The organism is Mycolicibacterium agri, from assembly GCF_002553505.1.
Lineage (GTDB): Bacteria > Actinomycetota > Actinomycetes > Mycobacteriales > Mycobacteriaceae > Mycobacterium > Mycobacterium agri.
In genome coordinates, this window is sequence record NZ_PDCP01000021.1 from 85314 (window position 1) to 95612 (window position 10299).

8 protein-coding genes and 1 pseudogene are annotated in these 10299 nt (G+C 68.9%); 8 read left to right on the plus strand and 1 reads right to left on the minus strand.

Annotated elements, in window-relative coordinates:
- The first annotated feature begins 97 nt into the window (after window positions 1–97).
- The 5 genes from mihF (at window position 98) to metK (ending at window position 4000) form a co-directional block, all read left to right on the plus strand.
- Window positions 98–415: an integration host factor, actinobacterial type gene (gene mihF / locus CQY20_RS13880; protein ID WP_003889986.1), complete on the plus strand. Its 318-nt coding sequence runs from the start codon at window positions 98–100 to the stop codon at window positions 413–415.
- A 7-nt stretch (window positions 416–422) separates the two neighbouring features.
- A complete protein-coding gene (gene gmk / locus CQY20_RS13885) occupies window positions 423–1010 on the plus strand; it encodes a guanylate kinase (RefSeq protein ID WP_097940667.1) in 588 nt (195 codons plus the stop codon).
- 85 nt (window positions 1011–1095) lie between these two features.
- On the plus strand, window positions 1096–1416 hold the full coding sequence (gene rpoZ, locus CQY20_RS13890; RefSeq protein ID WP_097940668.1) for a DNA-directed RNA polymerase subunit omega: 321 nt from the start codon (window positions 1096–1098) through the stop codon (window positions 1414–1416).
- A 15-nt stretch (window positions 1417–1431) separates the two neighbouring features.
- Window positions 1432–2676, plus strand: coding sequence for a bifunctional phosphopantothenoylcysteine decarboxylase/phosphopantothenate--cysteine ligase CoaBC (coaBC, locus tag CQY20_RS13895; protein WP_097940669.1), 1245 nt, complete (start codon window positions 1432–1434; stop codon window positions 2674–2676).
- A 115-nt stretch (window positions 2677–2791) separates the two neighbouring features.
- Window positions 2792–4000 carry a methionine adenosyltransferase gene (gene metK / locus CQY20_RS13900; RefSeq protein WP_097940670.1) on the plus strand — a complete coding sequence of 403 codons (1209 nt, stop codon included), beginning with the start codon at window positions 2792–2794 and terminating at the stop codon, window positions 3998–4000.
- A 135-nt stretch (window positions 4001–4135) separates the two neighbouring features.
- On the opposite strand, the pseudogene CQY20_RS13905 reads toward metK, so the two are convergent.
- Window positions 4136–5592: pseudogene (locus CQY20_RS13905) on the minus strand (flavin-containing monooxygenase).
- A 79-nt stretch (window positions 5593–5671) separates the two neighbouring features.
- On the opposite strand from CQY20_RS13905, the gene CQY20_RS13910 reads away from it, so the two are divergent.
- The 3 genes from CQY20_RS13910 to CQY20_RS13920 all read left to right on the plus strand — a co-directional run.
- Complete coding sequence (locus CQY20_RS13910) at window positions 5672–6421, plus strand: lysoplasmalogenase (RefSeq protein WP_097940671.1); 750 nt, start codon at window positions 5672–5674, stop codon at window positions 6419–6421.
- A gap of 119 nt (window positions 6422–6540) precedes the next feature.
- Complete coding sequence (locus CQY20_RS13915) at window positions 6541–8487, plus strand: primosomal protein N' (RefSeq protein ID WP_097940679.1); 1947 nt, start codon at window positions 6541–6543, stop codon at window positions 8485–8487.
- A gap of 27 nt (window positions 8488–8514) precedes the next feature.
- On the plus strand, window positions 8515–10299 hold a 1785-nt coding region (locus tag CQY20_RS13920; protein WP_097940672.1), incomplete at its 3' end, for a DUF2207 domain-containing protein.

Sequence of the window (10299 nt, forward strand, 5' to 3'; positions counted from 1 at the left end):
TCGCTTTCGTCAGATTGCGTGGGTACGGTCGTCGCTGCTGGCTGGTGTTATCACCAGGCAAGGCAAAAACAGTGATGGTGATGAGACGGAGGAACCCGTGGCCCTTCCCCAGTTGACCGACGAACAGCGCGCGGCAGCGTTGGAGAAGGCTGCTGCCGCACGTCGAGCACGAGCCGAACTCAAGGATCGGCTCAAGCGCGGCGGCACCAACCTCAAGCAGGTGCTGAAGGACGCCGAGACCGACGAGGTCTTGGGCAAGATGAAAGTTTCCGCGCTCCTGGAGGCGTTGCCCAAGGTCGGCAAGGTCAAGGCGCAGGAGATCATGACCGAGCTCGAGATCGCCCCCACACGCCGGCTGCGCGGTCTGGGTGATCGTCAGCGGAAGGCGCTGCTGGAGAAGTTCGACCAGTCGTAGGGAGTCAGTGAGCGAAGGCGGAGGGCCGGGCAACCAGAAGGCTCCGGTCGTGGTGTTGTCCGGCCCGTCTGCCGTCGGCAAGTCGACCATCGTCCGCTGTCTGCGGGAGCGCGTGCCGAATCTGCACTTCAGCGTTTCGGTGACGACCAGGGCTCCCCGCCCCGGCGAGGTCGACGGAGTCGACTACAAATTCGTCTCGGCCGAGCAGTTTCAGCAGCTGATCGACGAAGGCGCGCTGCTGGAATGGGCCGAGATCCATGGGGGTCTGCACCGGTCCGGGACACCGGCTCAGCCGGTGCGGGACGCGATCGCCGCGGGTCATCCGGTTCTCATCGAAGTCGATCTGGCCGGGGCGCGCGCCGTCAAAGCGGCGATGCCCGAGGCGCTGACGGTGTTTCTGGCCCCGCCCGACTGGGAGACGCTGGAGCGCAGGCTGACCGGTCGCGGCACCGAAACGCCCGAGGTGATCAACCGCCGGCTGGCCACCGCCAAGGCCGAAATGGCTGCCAGGGACGACTTCGACCGCGTCGTCGTCAACAGCGAATTGGAGTCGGCGTGCGCCGAATTGGTATCCTTGCTGGTGGACCCCCGATAGCCAAACGCCGAACCGGCGCCTGTTCTCGTCGGGGCGCCCCGAAAGCCCCTTGAGCTTTTTCACCAAAACGCCAGGAGAATCCTTAGTGAGCACCCCGCACGCCGACGCGCCGTTGGCCGCCGTCGACGACAACGAGCACGATCCCGCCAACAGCAGATATGACACGCCGCTGGGCATCACGAACCCGCCGATCGACGAGCTGCTCGAGCGCGTGTCGAGCAAGTACGCGCTGGTGATCTACGCCGCCAAGCGCGCCCGTCAGATCAACGACTACTACAACCAGCTCGGCGACGGCATCCTCGAGTACGTCGGGCCTCTCGTCGAGCCGGGCCTGCAGGAGAAGCCGCTGTCGATCGCTCTCCGCGAGATCCACGCAGACCTGCTCGAGCACACCGAGGGCGAGTAGCTAGGCGCCCCCGAGGTGGTGGACCGCAAGCGGATCATCGTCGGCGTATCCGGAGGAATCGCCGCCTACAAGGCGTGCACCGTCGTTCGACAACTCGCTGAAGCCGGCCACTCGGTGCGCGTCGTTCCCACCGAATCGGCGCTGCGGTTCGTCGGCGCCGCCACCTTCGAGGCCCTGTCCGGCAACCCGGTGCACACCGGTGTCTGGGATGACGTGCACGAGGTGCCGCACGTGCGGATCGGCCAGGAGGCCGATCTCGTCGTCGTCGCACCGGCCACCGCGGACCTGCTGGCCCGTGCCGTCGCCGGTCGGGCCGACGACCTGCTGACGGCCACTCTGCTGACCGCGCGATGTCCGGTGATGTTCGCACCCGCGATGCACACCGAGATGTGGTTCCACCCCGCCACCGTCGACAACGTCGCCACACTGCGCCGCCGCGGCGCTGTGGTCCTGGAACCGGCGTCGGGCCGGCTCACCGGCGCCGACAGCGGCGCGGGACGCCTGCCCGAGGCCGAAGAGATCACCACGCTGGCCCATCTGCTTCTGGAGCGCGCCGACGCGCTGCCCTACGACCTGGCCGGCGTCAAGGTGCTGGTGTCCGCGGGCGGCACCCGCGAGCCGATCGACCCGGTCCGCTTCATCGGCAACCGCTCCTCGGGCAAGCAGGGCTATGCGATGGCTCGCGTCGCCGCTCAGCGCGGCGCCGACGTCACGCTGATCGCAGGCAACACCGCCGGGCTCGTCGACCCAGCCGGCGTCCACGTCGAGCACATCGGCTCGGCGGCCCAGCTCAAGGACGCGGTGTCCAAGCACGCGCCCGACGCCCACGTGCTCGTGATGGCCGCGGCCGTCGCCGACTTCCGGCCGGCCCACGTGCAGACCAGCAAGATCAAGAAGGGCGCCTCCGAGCCGACGTCGATCGAGTTGGCCCGCACCGACGACGTGCTGGCCGGCGCCGTGCGCGCCCGCGCCGACGGCCAGCTGCCGAACATGCGGGCCATCGTCGGATTCGCCGCCGAAACCGGCGACGCGAACGGCGACGTGCTGTTCCACGCCCGCGCCAAGCTCGCCCGCAAAGGATGCGACCTGCTCGTCGTGAACGCCGTCGGCGAGAACCGCGCGTTCGAGGTCGACAGCAACGACGGCTGGCTGCTGGCGTCCGACGGCACCGAGGTCGCGCTGGAGCACGGTTCGAAAACGTTGATGGCCAGCCGTATTGTTGACGCGATCGTGGCGTTCCTGCGCAACAGCAGCGGCTGACCACGGCGTACGCATCCGCCTGCGCATAACGGTTGCGCGCGGCCGGGGGCGCACGCTTGGGTGCAACTGAGCGCACCTATAATTTGATTACCTAACTTTCGAGAGGAATGACACCGTGAGCGAAGGTCGGCTGTTCACCAGTGAGTCGGTGACCGAAGGGCACCCCGACAAGATCTGCGACGCGATCAGCGACTCGGTGCTCGATGCGCTGCTGGCCGACGACCCGAAGTCCCGGGTGGCCGTCGAGACGCTGGTCACCACCGGTCAGGTGCACGTCGTCGGCGAGGTGTCGACGAACGCGAAGGAGGCCTTCGCCGACATCACTAAGACGGTGCGGGAGCGCATCCTCGAGATCGGCTACGACTCGTCGGACAAGGGCTTCGACGGCACCACCTGCGGGGTGAACATCGGCATCGGTGCGCAGTCGCCCGACATCGCCCAGGGCGTCGACACCGCGCACGAGATCCGCGTCGGTGGCGCGGCCGACCCGCTCGATCTGCAGGGCGCAGGTGACCAGGGCCTGATGTTCGGCTACGCCATCAAGGACACCCCGGAGTTGATGCCGCTGCCGATCGCGCTGGCCCACCGGCTGTCGCGGCGGCTCACCGAGGTCCGCAAGAGCGGCGTGCTGGACTACCTGCGGCCCGACGGCAAGACGCAGGTCACCGTGCAGTACGAGGGCACGACGCCGGTGCGGCTGGACACCGTCGTGCTCTCCACACAGCACGCCGACGGCATCGACCTGGAGGCGACGCTGACCCCCGACATCCGCGAGAAGGTCGTCAACACCGTGCTGAACGACCTCGGCCACGAGTCGATGGACACCTCGGACTACCGCCTGCTGGTCAACCCGACCGGCAAGTTCGTGCTGGGCGGCCCGATGGGTGACGCCGGGCTGACCGGCCGCAAGATCATCGTCGACACCTATGGCGGCTGGGCCCGCCACGGCGGCGGCGCGTTCTCCGGCAAGGATCCGTCGAAGGTGGACCGTTCGGCGGCGTATGCGATGCGCTGGGTGGCCAAGAACGTCGTCGCCGCGGGTCTGGCCGAACGCGTCGAGGTGCAGGTCGCCTACGCGATCGGCAAGGCCGCCCCGGTCGGGCTGTTCGTCGAGACCTTCGGCACCGAGACCGTCGACCCGGCCCGCATCGAGAAGGCCATCACCTCGGTGTTCGACCTGCGTCCCGGCGCGATCATCCGCGACCTGGACCTGCTGCGGCCGATCTACGCGCAGACCGCGGCGTACGGCCACTTCGGGCGCACCGACATCGAGCTGCCGTGGGAGCAGCTGAACAAGGTCGACGACCTGAAAGCCTCCGTCTGACGACGATCAAGCGGCGAGGTACGAGCCGCGTCGAGGAGTCGGACGCGACGAGAGCCGTCTAGTCGGTCCGCGCGCCGAGATCGACGAAATGGCGCGTCCTACTCGCACTTTCACGCCCAAATGTCGGTTTGGGCGTTAGGGGGAGAACTGGTAGTCGGCGAGCGGGTAGCGGCGGCTGCGCCAGTAGGCGTGCAACGTCGTGGCGGGCCGCAGCGGCACGTCGCCGTTCTTGTCGAAGTAGTAGCTGTTGGCCAGCCTGCAACTGTCCTGCCAGAAGATCTGGCGGTGCCGCTTGCGCATCATCTCGGCGAAATAGCGGTCGTTGGCCTCCCGCCTGACCTCCACCCGGGTGGCGCCGCGACGCCTGGCGTGCCGAAGGCAGCGCACGATGTGGTGGCTTTGCGCCTCGATCAGCGCGAAATACGACGAGCCGACATACCCGTACGGCCCGAATACCGTGAAGAAGTTCGGGAAACCGGGAATGCTCACCCCTTCGTAGGCCTGCAGGCGGTTCTCGTTCCAGTAGCCGGCCAGTGACTGTCCGCCAGCGCCGGTGACCGGGTAGGTCAGCGCCTCGTCGGGGTCCGTCACCTTGAAGCCGGTCGCCAGGATCAGCGCGTCGACATCACGGGCTGACCCGTCGGCGCTGACGACGCCCGAGCCGGTGATCTTCTCGATCGGCTCGGTGACCAACTCGACGTTGTCGCGGTTGAGAACGTCGACAGATAACCGTTGTGAAACCCGGGCCGCTTGCATCCCACCGCGTAGCGCGGGGTGAGCTTGTCGCGCACGACCGGATCTTTGACCTCGCGGCGCAGATACGCCTTGCCGACCTTGGCCGCCCGCTTGGCCATCGGGTTCATCGTGAAGTACTGCGCGGCAAGCGGAAACGTCAACTCGACGTAGAACTGGCTGATCAGCCGCTGCACGACCTTGCCGCCGGGTATGCGCATCAGTCGCCGCGCGGTGAGCGACAGCGGCACGTCGGCCTTCGGAAAACACCAGATCGGTGTGCGCTGAAAAACCGTAAGCTGCTTGACGATTGGCGCGATCTCGGGGATCACCTGCACGGCTGAGGCGCCGGTGCCGATGATCGCGACGCGCTTGCCGGTGAGGTCGGCGCTGTGATCCCACCTGGCGGTGTGCATCATCACCCCGGCGAACGAGTCGACACCGTCGATGTCGGGCAGCTGCGGCGTGGTCAACACTCCGCACGCGTTGATAAGGAACCGCGCGGTGATGCGGTCGCCGGCGTCGGTGTCGATCCGCCAGAGGCGGGCGTCGTCGTCGAACGCGGCGCCGAGCACCTCGGTGTTGAACCGGATCCTGGCCCGCAGCCCGTACTTGTCGACGCAGTGCTCGGCGTACGCCTTCAGTTCGCTGCCGCGGGCGTAGCTGCGCGTCCAGTTCGGGCTCTGCTCGAACGAGAACTGGTAGGAGAACGACGGAATGTCAACGGCGATACCGGGATAGGTGTTCCAATGCCAGGTGCCGCCCGGCCCGTCGGCGGCTTCGATCAGCAGGTAGTCGCCCATGCCCGACTTGTCCAGGCGGATGGCGGTGCCGATCCCGGAGAATCCGGCACCGACGATGACGGGTCTCGTAGTCGGGCGCTGTCATAGGGCCTCCGAGTTCGACACTAGCGAATCCAACCTGTGTACCTTCAGCAGGATGGCGTCCACCGATGCCGGAATGGCCGGCTTTTCCTCGGTAACCAACGCGCACCGGCGAACCCGGGGCCTGTGGCTGGCGGCCGTCCTCGTCGCGGCGGCCTACGGCGTCTTCCTGATCGTCACCGCGGCGCGGCTGCCCTTTGGCGCCGACCTCACCGGCCAGTTCTGGCTGCAGCCGGTGGTCAAGGCCGCGGCCGCCGTTCTGCTGGCCGCGGCGGCAACCTCTCACCCGATCGCCAGGGAGCGGCGCTGGCTGATCGGCGCGCTGCTGGGCTCTGCCGCCGGCGACTTCCTGCTGGCCCTGCCGTGGTGGCAGCCCTCCTTCGTGCTCGGGCTGGCCGCCTTCCTGGTGGCCCATCTGTGCTTTCTGGCCGCGCTGCTGCCGCTGGTTGCGCCGTCACCGCCGCGGCTCGTCGCGGCCGCAGCGGTGGTAGCGGCCTGCGTCGCGCTGCTGATCTGGTTCTGGCCGAGCCTGATCGCCGAGGGCATGGCGCCGCCGGTCGTGGTGTACATCGCGGTGCTCGGCGCGATGGTGTGCGCGGCGCTGTTGGCGCGGCTGCCGACGCCATGGACGGCGCTGGGCGCGGTGTGCTTCGCGGTGTCGGACGCGATGATCGGCATCAACAAGTTCGTGCTGGGATCCGAGAAGCTCGCGGTGCCGATCTGGTGGATGTACGCCGCGTCGCTGGTGCTGATCACCGCGGGCCTTTTCTTCGGCCGCACGTCCGACACGTCTGCTAGACGGTAGGTGTGAGCAAAGCGCGGGGGGTGAAAAGTTCGGCGGACGCGAGGAGCAGAAAAAGTTCGGCGGACGCGAGGAGCAGAAAATCTCCCGCGGAGCATGAACCGATCGCCCGCGTGTTGCCGATGCTGTCGGTGCCACACCTGGACCGCGAATTCGACTACTTGGTCACCGCCGAGCAGTCCGACGACGCGCAGCCGGGCGTGCGGGTGCGGGTGCGCTTCCACGGCAGGCTGGTCGACGCGTTCATCCTCGAAAGACGTTCGGAGACAGACCATGTCGGCAAACTCGGCTGGCTCGACCGGGTCATCTCCGCCGAACGGGTGCTGACGCCGGACGTGCGCCGCTTGGTCGACGCCGTCGCGGCGCGCTATGCGGGCACCCGCGCCGACGTGCTGCGGCTGGCGATCCCGCCGCGGCACGCCAACGTCGAGAAGGAAACGCCCGCCGGTCCTGCGCCCGTCACCGTGGCACCCGTCGACATGACGCACTGGGACCAATACGGCAGGGCCGCACAGTTTTTCGCCGCAATTCGCGACGGCCGCGCCGCCCGCGCAGTGTGGCAGGCGCTGCCCGGCGAGCGGTGGGCCGACCGGCTCGCCGAGGTCGCCGCGGCCACCGTCGACGCCGGACGCGGTGTGCTCGCCATCGTGCCCGATCAGCGCGATGTGGACGCGTTGCACGAGGCCAGCATCCGCCTCATCGACGAAGCCGCCTTGGTGGCGCTGTCGGCCGGGCTCGGGCCTGCCCAGCGGTACCGGCGCTGGCTGTCGGTGCTGCGCGGCTCGGCACGGTTGGTGATCGGCACCCGCAGCGCGGTGTTCGCACCCGTCGCCGACCTGGGGCTGGTGCTCGTGTGGGACGACGGCGACGACTCGCTCGCCGAACCCCGCGCACCCTATCCGCACGCCCGCGAGGTCGCCATGCTGCGGGCCCATCAGCTGCGGTGCGCGGCGATGATCGGCGGCTACTCGCGCACCGCCGAGGCGCAGGCGCTGGTGCGCAGCGGGTGGGCCCACGACCTGGTGGCGCCGCGGCCGGTGGTGCGGACCAGGGCGCCGCGGGTCATCGCTCTGGAGGACAGCGGCTTCGCCCAGGAACGCGACCCCGCCGCGCACACCGCGCGGCTGCCGTCGATGGCGTTGCAGGCCGCGCGCTCGGCGCTGGAGGCGGGCCGCCCGGTTCTCGTGCAGGTGCCGCGCCGCGGCTACGTGCCCGCGTTGGCCTGCAATCGGTGCCGCACCATCGCCCGCTGCCGGCACTGCACCGGCCCGCTGTCGTTGCCGGACCGGGACGCCGCGGGCGCGCTGTGTCGGTGGTGCGGTCGCGAGCAGCCCGCGCTGCGCTGCGCCCGGTGCGGATCCGACGCGGTTCGCGCCGTGGTGGTCGGCGCGCGCCGCACCGCCGAGGAACTCGGCCGGGCGTTCCCCGGCACCACGGTCGTCACCTCCGGCGGCGATGCCGTCGTGGCCGCGGTGTCGGCCCAGCCGGCGCTGGTTGTCGCCACCCCGGGCGCCGAACCCGTCGCGGAGGGCGGGTACGGCGCCGCGCTGCTGCTCGACGCGTGGGCGCTGCTGGGCCGCCAGGATCTGCGGGCGGCCGAGGACACACTGCGCCGCTGGATGGCGGCGGCCACGCTGGTGCGCAGCCGAAACGACGGCGGCGTGGTGGCGGTGGTGGCCGAATCGGCGGTGCCGACGGTGCAGGCGCTGATCCGCTGGGATCCGGTGGGCCACGCCGAGGCCGAGCTCGCGGCCCGCGACGAGGTCGGCCTGCCGCCCGGTGTGCACATGGCCGCCGTCGACGGCGCACCCGAGGCCGTGGCCGCGCTGTTGCAGACCGCCGAATTGCCCGACTCGGCGGAGTTGCTCGGCCCGGTCGACCTGCCGCTCGGAGCCCGCAGGCCACCGGGCGTCCCTGCCGCGGGCCCAATCAACCGGATGCTGGTGCGGGTGCCGCGCACCGAGGGGCTGAAGCTGGCCGCGGCGCTGCGCCGGGCCACCGGCGTGCTCAGCGCTCGCCACGATCAGCAGCCAGTTCGCGTGCAAATCGACCCGCTGCACATAGGGTGATCGCGGGGGCCGGACCCGGGAGGTGACATGCGGCGGTTGATCGGTTGGTCGATCCCCTTGATGCTCATCGCGATTGGGCTGTTGTGGCCGCTGGTTTTCAAGGGCCAGAGCGTGGAGACACCCGCCGACGACCCGGTGGTGTTCAGCAATTTCAAGGCCGACTTCCGTATCGACGCCGACGGCCGCATGGAGGCCGTCGAAACCATCACCGCCGAGTTCCCCTCCGACAGGCACGGGCTGTTCCAGTGGTGGGACACGGCCAATCCCAACCACCCCTACGTCCGGCAGATCCCCGACGTCACCTCGGTGACCATCGACGGCGAGCCCGCGCTGTATCAAATGCTGTGGACCGAGGGCAGGCGGGTCAGGGTCGCCAAGATCGGCGATCCCGACAAGTACCTCAGCTACGGCACCCATGTCTTCGAGATCCGCTACACGGTGCCGGGCGTGCTCGACCCCGGCGACACCGCCGCCGACCGACAGTTCGCCGAATCGGTCGGCGATGTCGCGGCGCAGTCGGTGTTCTACTGGAACGTCGTCGCGGGGTCGTGGAACAACCGGATGCAACAGGTCGACATCTCGGTGACGGTGCCGTCCGACGTCACCGGCGCGCAGTGTTCGGTCGGCTACGGCGTCGGCGAACCCTGCGACGGTCTCACCGTCAGCGGCAACAAAATCGACTTGTCCAAAAGCTATCTGGGCTCACGCACACCGGTGACGTTGCGCGCAGGCGTCGACGTGCCGACCCCGCCGCGACAGGAGGTGTGGTGGCCCTACACGTGGGACCGCATCTTCGGCTCGTCGCTGGCCGAGATGGTGGCGATCCTGACGCTCACCGTGGTGTTCGGGCTCGGCGGGTTCCTCTGGTACCGCACCACCGTGGAGCCCTCGCCGGGATTCCCGTTGCAGTACGCGCCGCCGCCGGGCCTCGGTCCGGTGCAGACCGAATACATCCGCACCGAAGCCGTTCCCAAGAACGCGCTCACCGCGACGCTGTTCTATCTCGCCGAACGCAAGATGATCCAGCTGCAGCAGATCAACGAGCAGCACTGGCGCATCACCGGCCTGGCCGAGAAATCCGCTTGGGACAGGCTCGATCCCGTCAGCCGCAAGGTCGGGCTTGCGCTGCGGGTGAACCGGCCGGGCGAACAGTTCGAGGCGAAGAAAACCGTCAAATCCGGTGAGAAACTCAACAAGGCCAAGACCGACGTGGCCAAGGCGGTCGAGAAATGGGCCTTCGACAGCGGCCTGCTGGTCAAACGCAAGAAGGAGCTGTGGGTCCGCACGGCCAACGCGATCGCATTCCTGGCGGCGGGGTGTTGTTTCCTGCTGTGGTTCGGCATCCCGTTCACCGCGGTGGGCCTGCCGTTCGCGGCGTTCTTCCTGGCCACCAGTCGGTGCTGGTTGCCCGGCGTCGGCACCCGCCGTACCGCGGCGGGACGCGAATTGTGGTCGCAGGCAGGCGGATTCCATCGCCTGCTGACCACGGATTCGGCCGAGTCGCGGTTCGACTTCGCCGCCCGCAAGGATCTCTACACCGCCTACGTACCGTTCGCGGTCGCCGCGGGCGCCGCGGCGCTGTGGGCCAAGAAGTATGAGATGTCGATGGGTGCGCCTGCGCCGCAACCGGACTGGTTCGGCACGTCCTCATCGACGTCGTCGGGGTGGGGTCTGACCGGCGGGTCCGGCGGCGCGAGCTTTGACAGCTTCGAGTCGGCGTTGTCGTCGTCGATCGGCGCCTACACCGCATCGCAGTCATCATCGTCGGGTGGAAGCAGCGGCGGCGGCTTCAGCGGCGGCGGTGGCGGTGGC